Annotated in this window: 19 protein-coding genes and 1 pseudogene; 8 read left to right on the top strand and 12 right to left on the bottom strand. The window is 50.4% G+C overall.

Features of this window, described 5'->3' with window-relative positions; all coding sequences use genetic code 11:
- Positions 1-15: 15 nt before the first annotated feature.
- From IPJ96_14060 to IPJ96_14050, 3 genes and pseudogenes are all read left to right on the top strand, one after another.
- Positions 16-336 (top strand): transposase, encoded by a 321-nt coding sequence (locus IPJ96_14060; GenBank protein ID MBK7911440.1) that lies wholly within the window; start codon positions 16-18, stop codon positions 334-336.
- Positions 336-1175 (top strand): annotated as a pseudogene (locus IPJ96_14055) (IS3 family transposase). The gene IPJ96_14060 and the pseudogene IPJ96_14055 overlap by 1 nt, the downstream one beginning before the upstream one ends.
- Positions 1176-1478: 303 nt before the next feature.
- Positions 1479-2663, top strand: coding sequence for a DUF3238 domain-containing protein (locus IPJ96_14050; GenBank protein MBK7911439.1), 1185 nt, complete (start codon positions 1479-1481; stop codon positions 2661-2663).
- Positions 2664-3464: 801 nt separating this feature from the next.
- On the opposite strand, the gene IPJ96_14045 is transcribed toward IPJ96_14050, so the two are convergent.
- From IPJ96_14045 to IPJ96_14035, 3 genes are all read right to left on the bottom strand, one after another.
- A complete protein-coding gene (locus IPJ96_14045; GenBank protein ID MBK7911438.1) occupies positions 3465-3962 on the bottom strand; it encodes a hypothetical protein in 498 nt (165 codons plus the stop codon).
- A gap of 15 nt (positions 3963-3977) precedes the next feature.
- Entirely contained in the window at positions 3978-4871 is an 894-nt protein-coding gene (locus IPJ96_14040) for a hypothetical protein (protein MBK7911437.1), read from the bottom strand.
- A 192-nt stretch (positions 4872-5063) separates the two neighbouring features.
- Positions 5064-5786 (bottom strand): hypothetical protein, encoded by a 723-nt coding sequence (locus IPJ96_14035; GenBank protein ID MBK7911436.1) that lies wholly within the window; start codon positions 5784-5786, stop codon positions 5064-5066.
- A gap of 301 nt (positions 5787-6087) precedes the next feature.
- On the opposite strand from IPJ96_14035, the gene IPJ96_14030 reads away from it, so the two are divergent.
- The 4 genes from IPJ96_14030 to ruvB are packed head-to-tail and all read left to right on the top strand — an operon-like array spanning position 6088 to position 8671.
- A complete protein-coding gene (locus tag IPJ96_14030; GenBank protein ID MBK7911435.1) occupies positions 6088-6540 on the top strand; it encodes a hypothetical protein in 453 nt (150 codons plus the stop codon).
- Positions 6541-6569: 29 nt separating this feature from the next.
- Positions 6570-6824 (top strand): RNA-binding protein, encoded by a 255-nt coding sequence (locus IPJ96_14025; protein ID MBK7911434.1) that lies wholly within the window; start codon positions 6570-6572, stop codon positions 6822-6824.
- 42 nt (positions 6825-6866) lie between these two features.
- Positions 6867-7607 (top strand): hypothetical protein, encoded by a 741-nt coding sequence (locus tag IPJ96_14020; GenBank protein MBK7911433.1) that lies wholly within the window; start codon positions 6867-6869, stop codon positions 7605-7607.
- A gap of 41 nt (positions 7608-7648) precedes the next feature.
- Positions 7649-8671: a Holliday junction branch migration DNA helicase RuvB gene (gene ruvB / locus IPJ96_14015; protein MBK7911432.1), complete on the top strand. Its 1023-nt coding sequence runs from the start codon at positions 7649-7651 to the stop codon at positions 8669-8671.
- A 3-nt stretch (positions 8672-8674) separates the two neighbouring features.
- Here the strand turns inward: ruvB and IPJ96_14010 are convergent, their stop codons facing one another.
- A complete protein-coding gene (locus IPJ96_14010) occupies positions 8675-8869 on the bottom strand; it encodes an Arc family DNA-binding protein (GenBank protein MBK7911431.1) in 195 nt (64 codons plus the stop codon).
- A gap of 30 nt (positions 8870-8899) precedes the next feature.
- A complete protein-coding gene (locus IPJ96_14005; protein MBK7911430.1) occupies positions 8900-9754 on the bottom strand; it encodes an SPFH domain-containing protein in 855 nt (284 codons plus the stop codon).
- A gap of 75 nt (positions 9755-9829) precedes the next feature.
- Between IPJ96_14005 and queG the strand changes: the two genes are divergently transcribed.
- On the top strand, positions 9830-10777 hold the full coding sequence (gene queG, locus IPJ96_14000; GenBank protein MBK7911429.1) for a tRNA epoxyqueuosine(34) reductase QueG: 948 nt from the start codon (positions 9830-9832) through the stop codon (positions 10775-10777).
- Here queG and IPJ96_13995 read toward each other — a convergent pair.
- The 7 genes from IPJ96_13995 to IPJ96_13965 all read right to left on the bottom strand — a co-directional run bounded on the left by IPJ96_13995 (position 10746) and on the right by IPJ96_13965 (position 22057).
- Positions 10746-10931, bottom strand: a complete 186-nt coding sequence (locus tag IPJ96_13995; protein MBK7911428.1) for a hypothetical protein — start codon at positions 10929-10931, stop codon at positions 10746-10748. The two genes, queG and IPJ96_13995, sit on opposite strands and share 32 nt — an antisense overlap.
- 174 nt (positions 10932-11105) lie before the next feature.
- Positions 11106-11675, bottom strand: coding sequence for a UbiX family flavin prenyltransferase (locus IPJ96_13990; protein MBK7911427.1), 570 nt, complete (start codon positions 11673-11675; stop codon positions 11106-11108).
- 31 nt (positions 11676-11706) lie between these two features.
- Positions 11707-12156 carry a VanZ family protein gene (locus tag IPJ96_13985; protein ID MBK7911426.1) on the bottom strand — a complete coding sequence of 150 codons (450 nt, stop codon included), beginning with the start codon at positions 12154-12156 and terminating at the stop codon, positions 11707-11709.
- Positions 12157-12162: 6 nt separating this feature from the next.
- Positions 12163-12543 (bottom strand): glycine cleavage system protein GcvH, encoded by a 381-nt coding sequence (gene gcvH, locus IPJ96_13980; GenBank protein MBK7911425.1) that lies wholly within the window; start codon positions 12541-12543, stop codon positions 12163-12165.
- Positions 12544-12598: 55 nt separating this feature from the next.
- A complete protein-coding gene (sprA, locus tag IPJ96_13975) occupies positions 12599-19864 on the bottom strand; it encodes a cell surface protein SprA (protein ID MBK7911424.1) in 7266 nt (2421 codons plus the stop codon).
- Between the two features lie 111 nt (positions 19865-19975).
- Positions 19976-20554 carry a Holliday junction branch migration protein RuvA gene (gene ruvA / locus IPJ96_13970; protein ID MBK7911423.1) on the bottom strand — a complete coding sequence of 193 codons (579 nt, stop codon included), beginning with the start codon at positions 20552-20554 and terminating at the stop codon, positions 19976-19978.
- 78 nt (positions 20555-20632) lie between these two features.
- Positions 20633-22057 (bottom strand): hypothetical protein, encoded by a 1425-nt coding sequence (locus IPJ96_13965; GenBank protein MBK7911422.1) that lies wholly within the window; start codon positions 22055-22057, stop codon positions 20633-20635.
- Positions 22058-22104 lie beyond the last annotated feature (47 nt).

Here is a 22104-nt window from a genome sequence, read left to right as displayed (position 1 = left end):
AAATTTAGGGAAACGATGACAAAAACCAAGCGAACATTTTCGGCAGAAGACCGGATGAGTATTCTGCAGGAAGCAGAACGGACAGGGTTCATGGAAACCTGCCGTAAGTACAACTTATCGCCGAATCTGCTGAGTAGGTGGAAACGGAAATATCTGGCCACAGGCTCCACGGTGAGTAGCAAACCTGGGCGTAAGCCTTTGGATCCTGAACTGGTTCAGTTGCGGGAGGAGAACGAACGGCTCAAGCGTTTGGTTGCACGCCAGGCGTTGGAGCTGGAGGTGAAGACTGAGCTTTTAAAAAAAACTCCACTCCCGTCTCAACGAAGATCGAGCTGATGAAGCACTACTGCACAACTGTTCCTGGGAGCTCGCTTGCTAGTTGGCTGAATCTGGCCCGCAGCAGCTTCTACTACAGACCTTCCTGTGGTAAACGCGGCGTGTTGCCCAGCCTATCGACCTTGCGGAACGGACAGCCGGTGAGCAACGAATCCGTCGTGGAGGAGATCAAGGGCATCCTGCAGGGGCCCTATACTGCTTATGGCTACCATCAAACCGCCGTCGGGCTCAAAGAGTTGGGCTACCGGATCAACCACAAAAAGGTCTACCGGTTGATGAAGGAACACGCCCTGCTGTTGGGAAGCAAGATCAAGACCCGGGGCAAGCGTCAGTTCGTAAAGTTCCGGCGGATCCATACACGCCGACCGATGGAGCACATCTGTCTGGACATAAAGTATGTTTGGGTGCAGGGTGATGGACGTTGGTATTATCTGCTCTCCATTCTTGATGTTTACAGCCGCTTCATCCTGATCTGGACCTTCCAGCCCAACCTGCGCCAACACGACGTAATCCGGCTGATGCGAAAACTGCATCTGATGCACAACCTTAAGAGTGTAACCATCCGTAACGACAACGGATCACAGTTCATCGCTCATAAGGTCCGTGAGTACCTCCGTCAGTTGGAGGCCAATCAGGAGTTTACGCACGTATCGACCCCGGAGGAAAACTCCTACATCGAGTCATTCCACAGCATCTTGCAGCGGGAACTGATCGACCGCTATGAATTCGAAAGTTACTACGAGGCCAAGATCCACTTGGGAAAATACATGTGGTGGTACAACTACCTGCGCCGTCATGGCAGCATTGGAAACATCACTCCGAGCAGGAAATGGGCGCAGGGTATGACCGGAGCGACCGTTAAGCAACTGAAAGAGGCAGACGAGCTGCTCCTGTCAAGGCCGGCAAATACCGCCGGATTAGAGGTGAATCATTTGCCGCCCGGCCTGAGCCTTGACAGGGGCAGTTCGGCGGCCTATCTTCACTTAACGGGCGAGCAGGTCAACCAACAACACTACACAGAATTAAACCAAAAAATTGTCCGAAGAATAGGGGTCTGAGACACCAATGAGCCTGCGTTTACCCTCATGGAGCGGCATATATATGGCTCAAGCAGGCTGGGAATGGACGTTACTTTGGTAGATATGTTAGGTACAAATGGTACACCTGCACCAACTAATATTAGTAACCTGCTTGGTAAGCGCCAGTACGAAATCAGCAACCACTTAGGTAATGTACAGGCTGTAGTTCTCGACTTTAAAATACCCGTTGACGATGGCTCAAACAGCACCGCCAATGGCATTGCCGACTACTACATTGCCAACATTGTTAACGCACAAGATTACTATCCGTTCGGGATGATTATGCCCGCAAGGGATTTTAGCAGCAGCGGGTATAGGTACGGGTTTAATAGTGAGGAGAAAGATGATGAGGTGAAGGGTGTGGGGAATAGCTATATTTTTAAATTTAGGATTTATGACCCTAGATTAGGAAAATTCCTAAGTATCGATCCGTTTGCAAAGTCATATGCTTGGAATAGCCCTTATGCATTTGCAGAAAATGATGTAATTCGGGCTATTGATTTAGAAGGTTTAGAAAAATATATTGTTACGGCAAGAGCTTTTATACCAATGGAGAAAGTATACAACCCTCAATATATTCCATGTATTTCTCCTTATATCCCTTGTAATCCTACAAAGTATTTTGCTGGAGATAATAGAAATTTTTATTCAGTAAATTCAACAGCTTATCGAACAGAACAAAAAGTTAAAGTTGATTTTGAAAATAAAACGGCTACAAAACTGAATAATACAGCAAGTTCGAGTACTGGGCTAGCCTCTGACGGAACGACAGTTACCCAGACCTCTTCCCTTGGAGAAGCTGGACCCACTCCAACTTATGATAAACCGGCTTTAGAAAGTGGAACATCAACAACAGTTTATTTGACCGTTAATGCTTCTAATAAATTGGCGCCAGGCGCTCCTTCAATAGATTATTATCTCGCAGTTACAATTACTCCAAATGTAAATTCAGATGGCAGCCCAGTTCTTGATAAATCCGGAAATCAAACTTTCGATTATAAAATACAAGGGACTACTGATGGATTTCCTGCTTACGAATTATGGATAACTGATGAGAAAAGCGGAAATTCATATCTTCTATTTAATAGAACACCAACTCAATCCGGAGAGGGACCAGGTTCATTATTTCCACCTATGGAACATCAGTATAGTATTACTGGGAATAGCTCTACTGAAACTCCAGCAACCCAAGTTAATTTTAGTGATTCTAAAAATTCAGAAGAATGTACAGGAGATGGTTGTAATTGATAAACAATAAACAGAAATAGTTGGCTAAACTTTATAGGAGGTGGATTCCAAACGGTTTTAGGATGGGAATAATAAAATTGCTTAAGATTGTGCTAAAATTGAAAAATAAAATGGACTACTGTTGGGTTTTGGTAGAGATATTAGATGCCAATAGAAACAACAAGGCCTAAAAAGAACTATCTAATTTTGCCTACATTACTGTAATTAGTAAGTGAAATGAAAAATATTTTTAATGTATTAATAGAAGGTTGTAAATATTGGATTCTTCAGGGTTTAATTGAGATACTTGTAATTTTGATAATTTGCTATAGTGGCAATTCTTTTCTTTTTGATTTTTCATTAGCTAATTTATTTATTGAAAACGTTCAGTTTGTTGTATGGATAATTACATACAAAACTATTATGTTTTTTTTATTTTATTTAATTCTATTTTATTTTATTACGTTATTTACAAAACAAAGATTAAGAAGTTCTTACATTAATTTACTGTTAAGCTTAATTTGGTTTGTAGCTATGTCAAAAGATAAATCACAAAGTTCAATTCCATTTTTATCAACTTCGCTTACCAGTTCAATACTAATCATTGTGGCTCCCTATTTGTTTGCAAAAATCAAACAACACATCCTTCATAAATCCTCATAAAAAAGACATATGTCTGTCGTCTTTTTACCACTCTCATGCTCCTTGAGCATGGTGATAATTTGTGTTTCGGTGAATTTGCTTTTTTTCATTACAAATTAAAATTAGAGCTTTTTTCTCTACTTTTAAATTGTCCGGTTTTTGGGGATACTTACAGGAAAATTACAGATATGCTATCTCTAAATTACTAACTCTTTCCTTTTGTAATAAATCAATTACCCTTTCTGTACATACGTTGAACAAACTTCCATCCAAATTAAAAATATCAGACCCATCCCAAGTAGTAATGTCAAATTCCCTAAACTCGGTCTCATAATTATTCACAGCCTCCAAGTTGGTTATCGGACCTGCTATTCCTGTGTTTTGAAATCCAAAATACTCTTCTTTAGAATTTTCGATAACAATTGGAAAGCACCTCCAACCAGTAATATTATTTGAATCCAACAAATTCTTCATTTTTTTTGATATTGCAAAATTTAAACTATCATCAAACTGGACAATATCAAAAAACTTCGTCCCGTTTGCAATAAAGAATTGGTTGTTCTCAATAAGTGGAGAATCTTTCCTGAGAATATCTAAAGTATCATAATCAACTTTAGACTTAATTCTTACAGAGCCTTTTTTATCCTCTGCTCTAAACCTATAAAACTTTTTTTCCATATTTTGCAAATATAGTTATTGAGTTGGCGTATTACCTTTCGCGTTTCCCCAAATTTTTTGTTCAATAACATCCCTTTGTTTAAGTATTTGTTCTTTCGTTGCTTTAGGATTGCCAGACATAAAATCCTTCCATAGTTTAAGATGTTCCTTTGATTTTGCTTGCCCAATCGCTGTAGTACTGTGTTCCTTAGCCTCTCTCCAAACCATATTCACGGGATCATTAACATCAAGGCCAGCCTTCTTAAAATAAGCTGCAAATTCTGCTGACTTAGGTAATGTATGATGAGCATCAAACCCATCTGCCAATTTTCCGGTATACTTTTGAAGATTCTTTCTGTAAGAATTAGCACTCCATGCACCATCGGCTGATTTTACAAAATTAGACTTTTTAATTGCTGCTAATCTCTCAATATTTTTTGCTGCTTGCTCGCTGATTGTCTCTGCTGTTTCTTTTAGAATCTTCTTTTCTACTACTTTAACGGTCTGTTTTGCAGCAACACCATATCCTCCACCAGGTAGAAGCAACCCGCCAGTAAATCCAGCGACTGCAGCGGTTTTTTGAGCAGGTGTCGATTTGGGATCTGAAACAGTCTTGTAGGTATCATATGCATCATAAGCTGTCATGGCTACTTCAGCCACAGCCCATATAACAAATATAATTGGAACTATATCTCCATTAGGATCAGAGAATAATACTGGATTTCCGTTCATTGCACAGTAAGGTGATTGCCATGGCTGCAAATCATCCTTAGGGTCAACCGTCATCCAGATACCTAAACGGGAGTTATATTCACGAAAATGTGTTGTATAAAAATTACCGTTTCCAGCAATTTCATTATCCTTTTCTGACCCCTTATTAAACCCGTACCTATACCCGCTGCTGCTAAAATCCCTTGCGGGCATAATCATCCCGAACGGATAGTAATATTCGTTTTCTAAAAGATTGATTTATAATATTTTTATTGGCTTTTAAACAGGTAGTTTATTGCCTAATAACACATAAAACAGCAAAAAAGTGCTTTAATTTTTTGCCAAAAAAGGCATAAAAAAAACTACTGCAAAATAAACGTGCAGTAGTTTTTTAAAAATTAAAATTTCAGGTTACTTTTTACTCATCTTTTCGTTAAGCAATCTTATATATTTTATTTTTTTGTTCATCACCTTACTTTTGTATGCATCAACGGTATCGCGCATTTCTCTTTTAGGGTTGCCTTCTTTTTTATACTGTTCCATTAAGCCGTTTTCTTCCAAGAGTTTTTCAAAATCTTTATTGCTCCAGTCTTTTAACTCACCTTTGTTGGTCAGGGAGTAATACTCATCAATAGAATTATCTTGCCCTAACCCAAAAGAAAAGTTAGCTTCTGTTTTACCGTTTTTAACCTGTTCATAGGTGGGCTCTCCTGCAACGCCATCATGGTCGCCTACTTTTATGTAATAGCAAAAGGGGCCATCAATAGCTAAAACGTAAAAATTTTTTCCTTCAACACGGTTCAAAAAGCCTTGCTCGTTAGTAAGGTATTGCCCCGCTAATTCAGATACTTTTATTTTTTCAGCCTTTCCGTTTGCCCACGATTCAATTTTTACACCTGCAATATCAACGGTGTAGCTACGAGGTTTAACCCTTTTGCCTTCAACAGGTTTATCGTTATAATAATCCTCAATAGATTTATAAAAGTTACAGGCATATGGTTTAAGTGCTTTGAGTTGTTCATCGGGTGTCTTCTTCTCATACAAAATTGTATTTACTTTTTCGGTAACAGTTTGCGCGCTAACGCTTACACATGAGAGGGTTAGTGCTGTAAACAATAATTTAGCTTTATACATAGTTTAAATTTTTAATAATGCTAGGAATTTGTTTACAATTATAATAAAAAATACTTGACACAGATTTCACAGATTATCGCTAATAATGTTAGATGTAACCAATTTAATTTAATAAAAATAATTTGTGTTAATCTGTGCAATCTGTGTCTCTAATTAGCTGAGGTTTTAGCTAACAGCAACATTTCTAAACTCTAACTTTTCAAATACCTTTTCGGTTTCTTTATCCATATAACTTTGGCTTAGCTTAACATACCTGAAAAACTCTTTGCTGTTGGCAGCATGCCCGGATATTTGCCGCACCATGATGATCGGATTCCTGGTCGCGTGTGACAAGAAAGACGACGATTCATCAACAACCAATCCGCCGGCTGCTACCGGTTGTACGAGCCTTCTTCCCAACAAACTTTCCGCGAAAATAGCCAATCAGGAATGGTGCTCCGATCAGAGTTGTTTCGGAGATCTCGCCGTTGTCATGACGATCAATGGGTTGAATGGCAATGGTTCATCCCTGACGTTGGAACTGGACAGCGTCATGCCGGGAACCTATCAGATCACGGAGGATGTCAATCACATGATCTACCTCAATGGCGACGGTTGGGAATCGACCAACGATAATCCGGGCACGCTCGTCATCACCTCCAACAATACGTCGACGAACCAGATCAAAGGCACCTTCACGGTGACCTTGCGGAGCCCGCTTTCGGGTAACCTGTCGGTGACCGAAGGCAAATTTGATCTCTTTTACACGGAATAAACCATTGGATTATTGGTACCTTTAGGGCAATGAAGTTATTCGTCAAAAACATCGAGGAGTCCGTAAACGAAGCGTTACTGGAAGCCATCTTCAAGCAATTCGGCGAGATCGTCAGCACCAAGATCGTGTACGATAAGATCACCTGGGAATCCCGCGGTTTCGGATTTGTGGAATTCAAGAATAGTCAGGATGCCATGAAGGCGATGGATGAATTGCAAGGCAAGGAACTGGTCGGGAAAAAACTGATCATCATGGAAGCGCTGGAAAAGGGAGCTGGCGGTTGATCGACGACGCATCCTCGCATGCACCAACAGCAAAGCTTCCGCTTGAAACAAAAAACCCGTCGACCACTGGGGTCTGCGGGTTTCTTCTTTTGTTTCCTGTTGCTCTCGTTGGTCGCTTCTCGGAAAAGTCTGCACGCACAGCCGGCATGGGTCGATACGCTCCGTTACAGTTTGCATCAGCGCCCCAAATTCTTTTTCCAACTTACCTCCTTCAATAGTTTTGTCAGTAGCGACTTTGCCAACTTTTCCGGTTTTCGGATGGGGTTGAACTATAATCATCGCCTGCGCTTCGGGATGGGTCTGTTGACCCTCGACGGCAACGCCGTGGTGAGCGCGGTTTCCATCCGGGAGGGGGACATCTCCTACATCACCAACGGTCAACTGAAGACCACGTTCCTGACCTTCAGTGGAGAGTATATTTTCTATTCGAAGTATCCCTGGCAATTCTCCGCGATTCCGTTCCAGGCCGGTATCGGCGGGGCGCATTACGAGTATAATAGCCGGCTCGACACGAACCGACGGGTTTCCACGCCGGATGAATTTCTTTTCATCCTCCAGCCGGAACTCACCGGGCAGTTCAACATCGTACGATGGTTCGGATTGACCGCCAACGCCGGTTACCGGTTCACGGCCTATTCATCCAGGGAACTTCGGGAGGACTTCAGCGCCCCGGCCTTTTCCGCCGGAGTCAAGATCTTCATCGACGAGATCTACAAGAGCCTGTTTCCCAACGGGATTTTCAGAAAAAAGCGCCCCACGCCTGTGGAAGAATGGGAACGATGAGCTGAGCTGCCAGCCATCAGAGTCCGTACCTTTGGAACGTCATGTCCAACCCGAACCTCGACCCGAACAAAGACCAGCTCTCGACTACCGAGCAGGAGATCGAGAAAGCATTGCGGCCACAGGGCTTCGAGGAATTTACCGGGCAGGCCGCGATCCTGGACAACCTCAGAGTCTTCGTTGAGGCGGCGCGATTGCGAGACGAAGCCTTGGATCATGTGCTCTTACACGGTCCTCCCGGTCTCGGGAAGACGACCCTTGCCTATATTCTGGCAAACGAACTGGGTGTAAATATCCGTACCACCTCGGGCCCGGTATTGGACAAGCCCGGCGACCTGGCCGGATTGCTGACCAACCTCGAGCCGAACGATGTCCTGTTCATCGACGAGATCCACCGTCTAAGTCCGGTAGTGGAGGAGTATCTCTACAGCGCCATGGAGGACTACCGGATCGACATCATGATCGAGACCGGTCCCAATGCCCGGGCGGTGCAGATCAAACTCAATCCCTTCACCCTGATCGGCGCTACGACGCGTTCGGGACTATTGACCGCGCCGCTGCGTGCCCGCTTCGGAATAACATCCCGACTGGAATATTATCCGGCCTCTTTGCTTCAACGCATCTTGCAACGCAGTGCCGATATCTTGCGCGCGCCGATGCAGGAAGACGCCGCGCACGAGATCGCCCGACGGAGTCGCGGCACCCCGCGTATCGCCAACGCGTTGCTGCGTCGCGTCCGCGACTTCGCGCAGATCAAAGGAAACGGAACCATTACGCTCGAGATTGCTCACCTGGCGTTGTCCGCGCTGAACGTGGATCAACACGGGCTGGACGAGATGGACAACCGGATACTTGCCGCGATCGTAGAAAAGTTCAAAGGCGGTCCTGTCGGCCTCAGTACCATTGCTACGGCCGTCGGCGAAGAAGCCGGTACCATCGAGGAAGTGTACGAACCTTTTTTGATTCAGGAAGGTTACCTCAAACGAACCCCGCGCGGACGGGAAGCCACCGAGAAGGCTTATCTGCATCTCGGTGCCTCACAAAAACGTCCGGGAGAGTTGTTCTAACTTTTAGTGGTCGCCATCTTTTTTTCCGCTCTTACCATCCTGTTTTTTTCGCAGCCGTCCACTCTCAGCCAGCGCTTTGTGCAGTAGGTATTCGACCTGGCCGTTCACGCTGCGGAATTCATCGCCGGCCCACTTCTCAAGAGCTTTGAGCAAGTCCGGACTGACCCGCAGGATGAACGCTTTTTTCTCGTTAGCCATTCAGGAGTGATTGGACCAAAGCCGATAACATCAATTGTGGAGCGTCCCCGCGTTGACCACCGGGCTCACATTCTTATCGCCGCACAAGACAACCAACAGGTTGGAGACCATCGCCGCTTTTCGTTCTTCGTCGAGTTCGACGATATCGTGCTGCGACAAACGTTCCAGGGCCATCTGTACCATGCCCACGGCGCCTTCCACGATCTGCTGCCGGGCGGCGACCACGGCGGTGGCTTGCTGTCGTTGCAGCATCGCACCGGCAATCTCGGGTGCGTACGCCAGGTGGCTGATGCGGGCATCCGATACCCGGATACCGGCGAGTGAAAGTCGCTCATTCAGTTCGGTCACCAGCATGTCGTGTACTTTCTCGGCTGATCCGCGGAGGGTCACGACGGCATCATTGTCCTCGAAGTTGTCGTAGGGACAAGTGCCGGCGAGGTGACGTACCGCGGCCTCGCTCTGGATGGAGACATACGTCTGGTAATCGTCGACATCGAAGACCGCCTTGCAGGTGTCCTCGACTTGCCAGACGATGACGGCTGCGATTTCGATCGGGTTACCGATCTTATCGTTCACCTTGAGGGCTTGTCCGTTGAGGTTGCGGGCGCGAAGTGATACCTTCTTGCTGGTCATGAACGGGTTCACCCAGAAGAAACCATTCGCTTTGACGGTGCCTTTGTAATCGCCGAAGAGGGTCAGCACCCGCGATTCGTTCGGATTGACCACCATGAAGCCGCACATCAGGAAAACCGATGTCAGCAGCAGTACACCGCCGACCACCGGCAACTGGAGTATGAAAGCATAGACGGATCCGGCCAGCGCCAGCAGGCTGATGAGTAACAAGACGTAACCGGAAAGGGGGCGGAGGGATTTTTCAGTTTCCATTGATATTAATTTGATATCACAAAGATATATAATTGAATCGTGCGTGTCAAGTCCCCTTGTTTAGTATTTTTCGGCGTGACAAACCGGGAACAAGCTACACAGGTTGTTAAGGAATCGGCCAGGCGACTGGGGTTCCACCATTGTGGCATTTCAACGGCCGGATTCCTGGATGAAGAAGCGCCCCGCCTGGAGCAATGGCTGACAGGCAACCGGCACGGAAAAATGGGTTACATGGAGCGCTACTTCGACGAGCGCCTGGATCCCCGCCTGTTGGTACCCGGCGCGCAGTCGGTCGTATCCCTGTTGTACAATTACTACCCGCCGGAGCGCCCCACGGATCCCGATGCGCCGAAATTATCGGCCTATGCTTTCGGCACCGATTATCACTTCGTGATCAAGGATAAGCTGCGCGAACTACTCGACGCGGTTCGGGCGCAGGTTGGAGAAGTCAATGGACGGGTATTCGTCGATTCAGCGCCGGTGCTGGAACGTGCCTGGGCAAAGAAGAGCGGTTTGGGTTGGGTTGGGAAGAACAGTAACCTGATCACCCGTCAGCAGGGATCCTTTTTCTTCATTGCTGAATTGATCATCGATCTTCCGTTACAAGCCGATGCGCCGATGCGCGACTATTGCGGCACCTGCAACCGCTGCATGGAAGCCTGTCCGACCGGCGCTATCGTGGAGCCCTATGTGGTCGACGGTAGTCGTTGCATCTCCTACTTTACCATTGAATTGAAAGACGCCTTACCGGAAGATATGAAAGGTCGATTCGACGACTGGGTCTTCGGTTGTGATGTTTGCCAGGATGTCTGTCCCTGGAACCGGTTCTCCAAGCCGCATAATGAACAGGCTTTTAGTCTTTCCGAGGAATTGAAAACAATGAACCGGAAGGAATGGGAGGAAATGACGGAAGATGTCTTCCGTCGGGTCTTTAGAAATTCAGCAGTAAAGCGTACGGGCTACCGTGGACTGATGCGGAACCTGGTGTTCCTCAGTAAACCTTCCGGTAAACTTCCAGAATGATATCGGAATACGCGGCGAAAGAGGCCACGCACCATATCTTCAACATTCTTCGTTCTTCCTTCTTCAGCAATTGAAGAGCTTTCACCAACTCCTTCCGGAAGAGGTTCCGGTCGAAACTAACCTTGGTTAGAATCTGCTTCGTGTATTCGAACATGTTGATCCGTTAAGGTGACGTGAATTTAGCCGTAAGCCGAATTAGTGTCAAGCGATTTAACGTAAAACCTTACCCTTGAAGGAAACGTGTGAAAGCCAATTTTATTCTAATTACCGGATTTCAACAGGATCGGTTGAAAAACAGGCTGTTGCACGGAACTTGTTGGAGGCCCGCTCAGGACTCGTTCCAGCGGTAGGAAGATTGTTGCAGACCGGCCAGGTCGATGACGCGGTCCACTACCGTAGCCGCAAGCGCTTCGAAATCAGCAGGTCGGGAGTAGAAGCTGGGACTTGCGGGACAAACGATCGCACCTGCTTCCGTTACGGTTTGCATATTCCGGATGTGGATCAGGCTGTAGGGGGTATCCCTGGGAACGAGGATCAGTCTCCGGCGTTCCTTCAGGATAACATCGGCTGCCCGCGTGATGAGGTCGTTGCTGGTACCCGCAGCAATCCGGGCCAGTGTCCCCATCGAACATGGGCAAATGATCATGGTATCGAAGCGGGCGGAGCCGGAAGCAAAGGGGGCCATGAAGTCGCTCTTGCCATATGTTTTGAATGGCAATTCACGGTAGGATTCATTCCCCAATTCGAATTTCCAGACATCCTGTGCATTGTCGGAAAAGACTACCCCGACTTCCCCGATTTGATCATGCAGACGTGTCAGTTTGTCGAAGAGTACCTTGGCGTAGATCGCGCCACTGGCACCGGTGACCGCAACAACGATTTTTCTGGCGGAGGTCATGGGAGTTAGAACGATTGGAGTCCCGCATTGTTCATGCGTAAGCGTACCAGGTTAAAGATAAGCAATCGGATGGCGCGGCATCAGGCCTCCCGCCGCAATCGCCGAAGCAGGCGCTGGTGGAACCTGGAAAGAGCCACCAGCCCAGGATGGCGCCGAGAGCATTGGCGATCGCATCCCGGACATCTCCGGAGCGCTGAATGAAAACGTGGGCCTGGAGCCATTCTAGGAGGGCTCCATAAAGGATGCTGATCGTGACCGCGCGCCAGCCGGCCTGTTGATGCCAGCGGCTGGTGACAGGGATACCTGTAAAACCAACCAGCAACAGGTACGACTGCGTACCGAAAAGTACGAGGTGTACGATCTTATCGGGCCGAAGCCATTGCCAAAAACTCAGTTCAGGGAGTCGGCTGCCCGGGATCCCGCAAAGGACCAGTACGATGAAAGCCCACACCAGCGCGGGCGCAAGGGCTTTCAGCTTCATGCCGGATCAGGCGCCGATGCTGGATTTGTAGTCGGCTGCGGACATCAGACCGGCAGCTTCGGATGCGTTGGTCATTTCGACGCGGATCATCCAACCATCGCCGTAAGGATCCTTGTTCACTTTTTCGGGACTGCCATCCAGGCCGGGATTCATTTCGAGCACCTTGCCGCTGACCGGCATGAAAAGATCCGATACGGTCTTCACGGCTTCAACGGTACCGAAGACCGCTTCCTTGTCCAGTGTGTCGCCGACCGTATTGATGTCTACATACACGATATCGCCCAGTTCACTTTGAGCGAAATCCGTAATGCCGATGGTGGCGATGTTTCCATCTACGCGGACCCATTCGTGGTCCTTGGTGTACTTCAGATTGTCCGGGAAATTCATGGCCCCAAACGTACGTACTTTTTCGGAATCCGGGATGGCCCGGGACCGGCCGTCCTTACTGGGCGAGGGTGAACCGGATCGCGAATCCGGCGAAGGTGGTCGAGGTCGGGAAGGTGGAGGAGACGAACGGATTGTTCGAACTGTACTCGTAAAAGGCCCGAACGTTAAACCGGTCGTTGACGGGATAATCCACGTTGAACTTCATGCTCAGCACGGTGCTGCCCGCGCTCGGCTGGTTCGTGTTCTCGATCACCTTGCGCAGGATGGTGGTATTCTCCCGCCAGTTGAAATCCGCACGCACATTCAGGTCGTTGCTGAGTTTTTGCCGGCCGTTGCCGGTCCGGAACGGAAGCGTCACCCGCTTGAATTTATAGCCCAGTCCGAGGGTGTACTCCGTACCGCGAACTTCCGTGACCTGGATGTTGGAGAAGGCAAGAGTCAGGGTGCGGTCGCGCTTGATCTCAAAGCGAGTCTGCAGGCTGTTCTTCCAGGTCATGTCGATGCCGATCAGCGGCGCCAATTGTTCCGCGATCGTGATCTGTTGCATGTCGTAGCGCGGGATGAAGTTGCCAACCGTATCACGTTTGAAAGGATCTCCGCCGGCCTCGCTGTATAGCAGATTCTGGTTAAAGGAGTTGATGCTGTAGATCGAGCGGTAGCCGTGAGAAAGCGAGAAGGACTGCAGGAATTTCTGGAAGAACTTCAGCTTCGACAAGCCGTCGTAGGTGATACGCCAGTTCGGGCGCGGGATCTTCGGGAAGCGATCAATGAACCGATCCGATGGCTTCCGACCGGTATAAGCTGCCAGGAAAGCGTAGGCGACCACCTCCTGTTGCGCGGGACCATAACCGTTCTTGAAACCGGAAATGGTATCGCTGCCGGATACGTAGTTGCTGTTTTCAGCAGCGAGTAGCCCCGACATCTGGGAACGATACGCGCGGAAGTCATCGAAGTTCTTATTCGAATAGTCGTTGGCGTCCTTGATAAAATGGGTATTCCACGTCAGGTACGAGATCGAGAAGTTGCCGTTCTCCACCGGACTGTAACTGCGGAATTGGCCGTCCGATCCGTAACGGAAGTTTTCGGTTCGGTTAAGTGTGTAGTTGCGGTTGCCGGTCAGTTCGATCCGGAAGCTCTTCACGGGTTCGACAGTCAGTCGGGCGGTCAGGTTCTGCAGTTGCGTTCGGGTAAAGAACGAACTGAGTGTCGTATCGAAGGTGAACCAGTTGTTCCGTATCCCGTCGGGTCGGATGTCGCGCTGGCTGCCGAAGAGGAAACCCCATCCGGGAGCGTTCGAGTTCCCGGCATAATTGAAGTCCATGCCCAGGTAATCAGGCTTGCCGCGGAAACCCGGCAGCAGCGTACCGTTGGTCTCGGTATAGGTGATGTTACCCGACTTGACGCTCATGAGCAGGTTGGCCAATCCGCGGAACACCGGTTCAAGCGGTGACTTTTTCTCCCGCAGACTGTCCTTCGGAGCCTTGTTCAGGCTGTCGGTCGGGCTCTTGATTTTCGGTTTCGGCTGTCGGTCGGCCGCTGGTCGCTGAGCACCCTGGTTGATCTTCTTCAGGAAGGGCACTTTGTTGTACAGCGTGGTAAAGGTCAGGTTGGCGTTGTACGCGATCGTCTGCGAGTTCTGGATCGTGTTGGCGAACGGGTTGGGAACGATCTCGTTGGTCACGCTGTCGCGATACAGTGGCGAGGTCTGCCAATTGTAAGTTGCGCCGTAGCGCACATTACCCGAAACCCAATCGGTCGCCGGGATCTTGTTGAACGGAAGGTTGTAGGTCAGGTTCGAGGTGTGGTTGTACCGTTGCAGACGACCCAGGCGCATCAGGTTGGTCCGAACCGAATCCCGTTCCTCGCGGGTATCGAGTTTTCCCGGAGGCTCATCGATGATCGCGTTTGCATCGGCGTTGAAATCGAGTTTCAGCGAACGGGTGAGGTCCCAGTTCAGGCCATAGCGGCGCTGCATGATGAAGGTCTTGATGAACAACGGATCGATGCTGAAGAGCAATCCGCTGTTGTTCCGGAGTTGGGTTTCCGAATACGTACGGTCCAGGGCGGTGCTGAAGGTCAGGCTGGACGGAAGCGGGTTGAAGTTGAACTCCTTCACCGGCTTCATCCACTTCGAGTTGATCAGCTTGCCAGGGACTTTCTCGAACGGCTGGATCGGTTTACCGGTCTTGTTGTAGTTGTACCCGATCAGGCCGGAATGGGTCTTGTACAGACTATACGCGATGTTGTAATTACGCTGGTAGATTTCGGTGTAGGCGTAGGTGAAGTTCAGGTTCTCTACATCGTAGATCCTGGTCTTGGGAGCGGCTCCCGTCTTGGTCTTGCGGACGTTCGTGAAGTTGAGGCTCTTCCGTTGCGTATAATCGATCGTCTGCTTCCGCAACGAATCGCGTCCTTCGGCGTTCGGGATCGCGTCGATTGCCTGGTTGAGCGGAACGTCGGGGTCCAGCGGATTGAATTGGGGCTTGATGAATTGCTCCGAGTAACCGAAGTACATCGGAACCTTGACACCCGATTTTTCCGGCAGGAATTTTCCGAGCTCGATGTTGGTCGAGAAGTCGTAAGCGGTTTTATCCTGACGGTCGCGTTCACTCACTTTCTTTTCAATGCTTCCCCAGCCCGCCGCACTGTGGTTTCCGACGATGGTCATGTTTCCGAGATCGGCCAGCTTCGCATTGATGCGTGCGGTGGCTGCCCAGCCGCCGTTCTCGTCGAAGTCGGACAAGCGCAATTCGTTCACCCAGACTTCCGCGCACAATTTCGGCCCGGTCCCCGAGGGGTCTTTCGGGTTGCGGACACCGATCATCAGTGAACGCACGTTGCTGAGATTCGGAGATCCCTTGATGGTGATCGTACGGTCACCATCCTGAACGGCGAAAGGGGTGCGAAGGGTTACCGTTCCGTTTACCTGCATCGCGTTGTTGCGGGCGAGTTTTGCCTGCACGAGCTTGTTCAACTCGATCTCCATGTTGTTCGCTTCCGGCCAAACCTGATCACGCGCGGTAGCTCCCCAGGGCGTTACGACGAGCGGAATATCGTATTCGTAGTAGTTGTCGCTCAGGTCGGTTCCGAGTCGGACGAACATGTGCAGGTCGCCGTTTTGCAACCCATCGGATGCGCCGCGGGATTCCGCGTGAACGAACATCCGGAGCTTTTTATAAGAGCGGAGATCGAATTGGGTGTTACGATAAGCGGCACGTCCGTCGCCGTCGGAAAGTTCGCAAACGCGCATGGAGAGCGAGGCTTCGTTGATCGTAGCCAACTGCGTGGCCGATACATCCCGCTCCCGATCGATACCGGGAGGCAGCACGTACGGGACCGGAATGCGGCTGCCGTTTTCTTCGATGCTGACGACGCCGACATCAAACTTGGTGTCTCCGGGAACTTCCGGTGTGGGCGCGTATTCGCCGGTGTTGAGCAGCGAATAAATGTAGGGGCGCCATTCGCCGCGGAGGAGTTCCAGACGGGCGAAGCGGGCGACAACCGGTGTCTGGAAGCCTTTCATGAACATCCGGATGAAGCGGATGTTCTGTACGTCGACCGTTCCGATGACCTGATCGGGGCTGCGTACTGGAACCTTGAACTGGTACCACTTCACGGTGCCGGTGGTGTTGTTCGCGTAGCGCACCGGCGATTCGATCATGTCGGTGATGTAGTTCTGACCTACCACCATGTTCGCCGGCTTGAGCAGGACTTTGTACTGGAAGTAGTTCTCGCCAATCTCCATGTTGTTATCGCGGTTCACGTCTTCCATGTCAGGAAGCGTGGTCGCGGTGGATTGGACACCGTCAATGGTTCCATTGGCCGGCGAGTTACCCTCGTGTCCGTTGAATCGTTTGTAGCGGTCGAGCGGCGCTGTGTTCGTGGTACTGTAATCCGGGTTGAGGAAGTAGGCGTAGTCGTCGCTGGACGGGTCCTGCACCGCGAGCTGGTAGGCGACCGATCCGGTTCCGTAACGCGCTGCAACACGGTCAATGTAGCTCGTCTGGAAGAAATTCCGTTCGTCCGTCGTGGTAAGACCGTCGAGGCCGATGTCCTGGGACGCGCGACTGGCCGGATCGTTGTCGAACGCGTTGACGACCGTTTGAACGACAGGATAACGGCCCCAGGCTGAATTCTCCGTCGTGTAGTTGTTCGTCGGAGCGGGCAGACCGTTTTCGAAAGATTTATGTCCGTCGCGCAGGATGTCTTCGGACAGGTTGCCGAGGTTGAAATAGAGTTCACCGCCCGAACCGTCGTTCTCTGTACCGGTTGCGAAGGGATCCATCATCCAGAACTGGATGAACTCGATGTTGCTCGCTTCGAAGTCGGTGGTTTCCAGACGACGCATGATTCCACCCCAACGTGAAGCAGGGTCGCGCAGTCGGCCGTCGGTATCGATACCAGCGGAAAGCCCCGGGACACTGTCGACGTCGTAATTGTAGGGGCCGCGTTCGGTGGGGTAATAGGCTAAGTTCATGCAGGTGATGACCTGCGGACCGGTAGGCTGCGAAACGTTCGGGAAGATCTCGCGCTGCGGAATCTCCCGTACAAAGTTGTTGCTCTGGTCGTCGTCGTCGATGTCGGCAGGCGTAATACCGGGCTGGTCGCGCTGGAACAGCGGGTCGACATAATACCAGGCGACCTTCGCGCGGTTGTAACCGTAAACGAGGCTGTCGTTGTATTGCGCTTCCGGGAACATTCCCGGTTGCACTTGCCCCTGCGGAGCGCTGGCGAGGTACCAGTTGCCGGGAACCCGCAGGTCAAGCGGAGTGATGGCGCCTTCGAAGTCGTCGAGATAGGAGACACCGTTCTGGCCGATGGCCTTGTTGTGACCCGGGAACAGCTTCGCTACTTCGCCGCTGAAAGTCAGCGTCGAGGTTTCTTTCGTGTTGTAGAAGGGCAGCTTATCCAGCAGGCGGGTGAGGAAGCGCGAATCGGTCCGATAGGTTCCGTCGACACCAACAACGGTGTTCGAAATCGGTTCGTCGTAGATGTTCACCTTCTGGGTGAGCGGACGCTCGTTCAAGTGGAGGACAGTTGCGCCTACCTGGAAGTCCTTGTTGAAGGTGTAGTCGAATCGGTTACCGATGTAGGTCTTTTGCTGCAGATTGAATAGCGACTGGCTTTCGAGCGACACCCGGATCGGCGTATTCGATTTGAGCAGTCCGTCGTTGATGATCTTCACCCGACCGAGCGTGTAGTCGACCGTATAATCCACGTTTTCCCGCAGCGGCACACCGCCGGCGGTAACCTTCACCGATCCTTGCGGAATGTTGATGGCGTTCAACGGAATGTCCGAGCCCGAAGAGGATTGGTACGTACCACGCAGACTGAACTTGTTCTTTTCCGGAATCTGCTGGGCGGCGACTTTCGTCGAATCGTAGAGCGGATCGTAGCAATAGTAATCCGCCAACAGGGAATCGCCGCAGAACTTGGCTCGCAAAGAACTGCCGAACGGTTCGAGGACGGGGAAGATGATGCGACCCGTTTGCCGGTTGATGGTCAATCCGTCGACGAAGTCGAATACGCCATCGGGTTGCGGGTCGCCGTTCGGGTTAAGGTCGTCCAGGTTCAGGACGCGCAACAGCGGAAGTCCTTTGACGTCGGAACAGCCTTCGGAAATGAAGTTCACGAATCCGCCGATGCGATCATCCTGATACAATACATCCAGTCGGAATTTTTCCTGCGAGATATTGAAGCCGCCGAGTGAATAGACGTTCTTCATCATCAGGTCCCAGGTGTAGGTCTTCGGGGTGAAGTTGGTGCTGCGGATAAGCTTGACGAACAAGGCTTCCGTACCCGTCGTACCCGTATTGTTTGCGGTCAGTTCACCCACCCGGTGTACCATACCGTTCGCCGTGTATTCGAATGCGACGGCAAGAACCTGGTTGGGTTCAAGGGTGGTGTTGAGTGAGATGTAGCCGAGTCGGGAATTCAGGGTGTATTCGTTGGGTTGAAGGAGTCGGGCGTTTTCAACCGTTTCAAAGTTCTTGTTCCTGCTGAAGTTGAACGGAATCCCCAACGGGTCCAGGATGGAGGAGGAATTCGAGACTTGTCGGAGCGCGGTGAGATTGGCGGTGCCTAAGGTCGGGTACAGACCGTTCGAGGAATCCGAAGGTTCGGCGATGTCAAAGCCGGGTACAAAATCCGGAATGAACGACTGCGTCGTATCCGGATTGTTTTCACCAAGGTCGGCGAACGCGACGATGTTTCGGTTCTGCAGGTTCTGGGAGGCGACGAACGTACGCGAGGTGACCCAAACTTCGATCCGTGTGATGATAATGTTGGTCTGCAGTCGATTCAGGTCGCGCAAGGCACGATCGTAATTGTTACGGAAATACTGGGCGAGGAAGAAGTGGCGGTTGGATTCGTATTGGTCGGCGCGGATGTCGAAGTTGGTCGTCTGCGCGCCGCCCTGAACATCGATGGTACGCGCCTGACCGCGCTGCTGCGAATACACGCTGGTCACCATCAAGCGTCCGAACTGCAACTGGGTCTTGATACCGAAGAGGCTCTGGGAGCCCTGGATCAGCTGGCTATTGATCGGGAAAGTAACGTTACCGGCTTCGATCTTCTTGATGATATCGTCCTCGTAACCGGTGTACTCGATCTTCATCCGGTTCTCGAAGTCGAAGGTCGCTTCCGTGTTGTAGTTGGTGGAAAGCTTCATCTTATCGCCGATGTTGGCGATCACGTTCATTTGGATCCGTTCGTTGAAGTTGAACGTAGTCACTTTCCGCTGTCGCTCGGGAAGGGCGGGGTTTTGGTTCCGGTTCGTGTTGAGCGCGAAACTGAGTTCGGCCGAACCTTGCGGGCGGATATCGATGGTATTACCGCCGAAGATGCGGTCGAACACCTGCGAATTGATCGTGATCTTTGGCGCGAAGGCTTTCTTGCTCAGTTTGTCCTCTTCAGAAGCGCGCTGACGGAAATAGTCGCCGGTCGACTTTCGGAATTCCTGTTCTACGAACTCGTCGAAATCCATGTACGACGGATTTCGATAGAACATGGAACCGATGCTTTCGTTGATGATGTATTTGTTCTCATCCGTGTCGTACTCGACATTGGTCTTGATGTTCGACGGATCCCCGAGCAGCAGTGGATTGTGATCGACCGGAGAATTGTACGGATCGGAAAAGCGGTCCTGAAGCGGATAGTGCAGGTCGCCATCACCACTGTCAGGGGGAGATAAACTTTCCTCCGTATCAGTTGTTCTCTCACTAAAGTCCGCGAATCGGGCAGGCCGGTCAGCAGCCCAGACGAAGGTGATAAAGGACAAGGCGGTGCCAATGCCGAAAGCGTATCGCCTTATATTCTTCAAGGTTAAAATAATGATCTGGGCGACAGCAACTTATAAAAGTTGTGGTCGCGCAATGGTGGTGTGGTTAGCAGCCCCTAAAATAGCGCTTTTCAACTATTCGAAGGCCTGAAATTACAGGTTTTTCAAGGCCAACCGAATAAGGTCTTCCACACCTGCCGCGGGTTGTTGTCGAACCAGACTGTCGAGTGTTTTCTCGACGCTGGCACGTGGAAATCCCAGGGTCAGAAGGGCGGTCAGCGCCTCATCCTTGACTTTGAAGGAAGCAACGGAAACAGACGGTGCGTTGACGTCTTTCCGCAGTTTACTCTTCAATTCCAGAATAATGCGTTGAGCGGTTTTTTCACCGATCCCTTTGATCGCTTTGAGCCTGGGGGCATCATCCTGCAGGATACAGGACTCGATTTCTCCCGGATTCATGGACGACAGCATCATCCTGGCCGTATTGCACCCTACCCCTGAAACGGTGATCAGAAGCCGGAACAATCGCCGTTCTTCCTCTTCGGCGAAGCCGTATAACGCATGCTGGTCTTCGGTTATTTGAAGGTATGTAAGAATCTTAAAGTTCTCATTATCACCTATTTTTGAATAGGTGTGAACCGATATATTGACGAAATAACCGACCCCGGCACATTCGATTACGATATACGCGGGATTCTTTTCAATCAGTCGGCCCTGCAGGTGGTGGTACATGGTAGGATTCGGAAGTTCGCCAGGCAGAAGAGTTCCCCTCTACAGCGGTTGCCACAAAGTACGGATTCGTTTCCGACCTCAGCGCAGACTGAAGACACCGGGACAGTCGGGTTCACTGCGCTTGAAGAGCTGTGTACAGGATTGGAACTTCAAGCCGAAATACAGATCGAAACTTCGGGTATTGTTGAGGCCCAGGAGTTCCGGTAAGCGATCGGTCCCGATAACCAGAAAACGATAGCGCAAGCCGAGGCCGAGGTGAATGCGTTCGTACTCGTAAAGATTCGAGTTGATGTTCGCTTCGAAGTTGCGTGTTTCATACCGCGCTGAAAGCGTTACCTGATTTCCGCGTACGGCCTGGTTGGGAGCGAATCGTATCCGGTTCACCCAACTCAGATTGGCGTACACGGTTGGCAGGATGGAATAATCCGCTTGAACACTCAGGGCGGTCGGTAACCAGGAACCGAAACCAGCATCGGAAATCGTACCCCCCAGGGCGTTCACGGCACTGTTTTGTACCGCCTGCATGGAGGAAAACCGCAACGAATCCAGTTGGGTCCAGGCTCTGTTACCCTGCGCGTTGATGTCGACCTGGGTTGTCTGTCGGAACCAGCGGATGTGTCCGATATCGATAAGGGATGCTCCGATCCGGTACTTGTATTTTTTTACCCGGTCATTGCTTCGGTTACAATCAAAGCCGCCACGATAAAAGGGCTTGAAATAAGTGACGCCGATCGTTGTACCAAGTCCGGCGCCGCGTGGGGCGAGGAGATTGCCCAGCGTCGAACCTTCGGGATCGAGCGCATAACGAAGCCGTGCGTCGAGATCGGTGGCGATGACCGTACCGGTATCCGCAACGGAATACGCTATCGGATCAGCTTGCAGGTGCAAAGCGTTGGTGCCGATCAACAGGTTGCCGCTTACCGCCCATTTCAGCATGTGCTTTTCACTATCGAATACGACACGGCCATACGTACCTCCCAGTTCATACCAGGAGACTATGTCGCTGCGCAGTGTTTTCTCCGATTCGAACTTCCGGCCGGCATAGGGCGCGTAGCCGTAACGTTCGTAGAGCAAACGGGCGAGCGGCTCCGGAAAGTTCTGCGCACTGGCAGAAGCCCGCAGGGCTGTATGGATTCCCCAGGCATGGTCGCCGTGGTTGCGGATGTACGAGGGGCCGATGACCAGCAAGTGCGAAAACCCGTCGTAGTAACCGGCTGCGGTTTCCGGGAGAAAGGCCCGTTCCTTTACGTCGCCTCCGAATAGCGTCCGGGGAACGAAATGCCGGTCACGCGGTGAAAAGAAATAATTATTCTCCGCGAATGCATCGAATGCGATCAGATTAAGCTCATACCGATAAGGGGCGTGTACGATCGTCGACGGGTTGAGGAATATTCCCATATTCCCGGCGTAGTTGCTGTTGCTGATGCCCCACATTTCTTGTGCATGGGAAGATGGAATTACCATCAACAACAGTAATCCGAAAACAGAAAGCAGACGCATCATGGCAAGTGTGGATCGTTCAATGAATCAACGTCACGAAGGTAGCTTTA

The sequence above is a fragment of the Bacteroidota bacterium genome, from assembly GCA_016713765.1.
Lineage (GTDB): Bacteria > Bacteroidota > Bacteroidia > AKYH767-A > 2013-40CM-41-45 > Pollutiaquabacter > Pollutiaquabacter aromativorans.
This window is presented reverse-complemented; position numbering and strand designations above follow the sequence as displayed.

Excerpts from the sequence above, each read along its gene's own strand:
- IPJ96_14060 (MBK7911440.1), top strand. The coding sequence starts at position 16 with ATGACAAAAACCAAGCGAACATTTTCGGCAGAAGACCGGATGAGTATT.
- IPJ96_14050 (MBK7911439.1), top strand. The coding sequence starts at position 1,479 with ATGTTAGGTACAAATGGTACACCTGCACCAACTAATATTAGTAACCTG.
- IPJ96_14045 (MBK7911438.1), bottom strand. The coding sequence starts at position 3,962 with ATGGAAAAAAAGTTTTATAGGTTTAGAGCAGAGGATAAAAAAGGCTCT.
- IPJ96_14040 (MBK7911437.1), bottom strand. The coding sequence starts at position 4,871 with ATGATTATGCCCGCAAGGGATTTTAGCAGCAGCGGGTATAGGTACGGG.
- IPJ96_14035 (MBK7911436.1), bottom strand. The coding sequence starts at position 5,786 with ATGTATAAAGCTAAATTATTGTTTACAGCACTAACCCTCTCATGTGTA.
- IPJ96_14030 (MBK7911435.1), top strand. The coding sequence starts at position 6,088 with ATGATGATCGGATTCCTGGTCGCGTGTGACAAGAAAGACGACGATTCA.
- IPJ96_14025 (MBK7911434.1), top strand. The coding sequence starts at position 6,570 with ATGAAGTTATTCGTCAAAAACATCGAGGAGTCCGTAAACGAAGCGTTA.
- ruvB (MBK7911432.1), top strand. The coding sequence starts at position 7,649 with ATGTCCAACCCGAACCTCGACCCGAACAAAGACCAGCTCTCGACTACC.
- IPJ96_14010 (MBK7911431.1), bottom strand. The coding sequence starts at position 8,869 with ATGGCTAACGAGAAAAAAGCGTTCATCCTGCGGGTCAGTCCGGACTTG.
- IPJ96_14005 (MBK7911430.1), bottom strand. The coding sequence starts at position 9,754 with ATGGAAACTGAAAAATCCCTCCGCCCCCTTTCCGGTTACGTCTTGTTA.
- IPJ96_13995 (MBK7911428.1), bottom strand. The coding sequence starts at position 10,931 with ATGTTCGAATACACGAAGCAGATTCTAACCAAGGTTAGTTTCGACCGG.
- IPJ96_13990 (MBK7911427.1), bottom strand. The coding sequence starts at position 11,675 with ATGACCTCCGCCAGAAAAATCGTTGTTGCGGTCACCGGTGCCAGTGGC.
- IPJ96_13985 (MBK7911426.1), bottom strand. The coding sequence starts at position 12,156 with ATGAAGCTGAAAGCCCTTGCGCCCGCGCTGGTGTGGGCTTTCATCGTA.
- gcvH (MBK7911425.1), bottom strand. The coding sequence starts at position 12,543 with ATGAATTTCCCGGACAATCTGAAGTACACCAAGGACCACGAATGGGTC.
- ruvA (MBK7911423.1), bottom strand. The coding sequence starts at position 20,554 with ATGTACCACCACCTGCAGGGCCGACTGATTGAAAAGAATCCCGCGTAT.
- IPJ96_13965 (MBK7911422.1), bottom strand. The coding sequence starts at position 22,057 with ATGATGCGTCTGCTTTCTGTTTTCGGATTACTGTTGTTGATGGTAATT.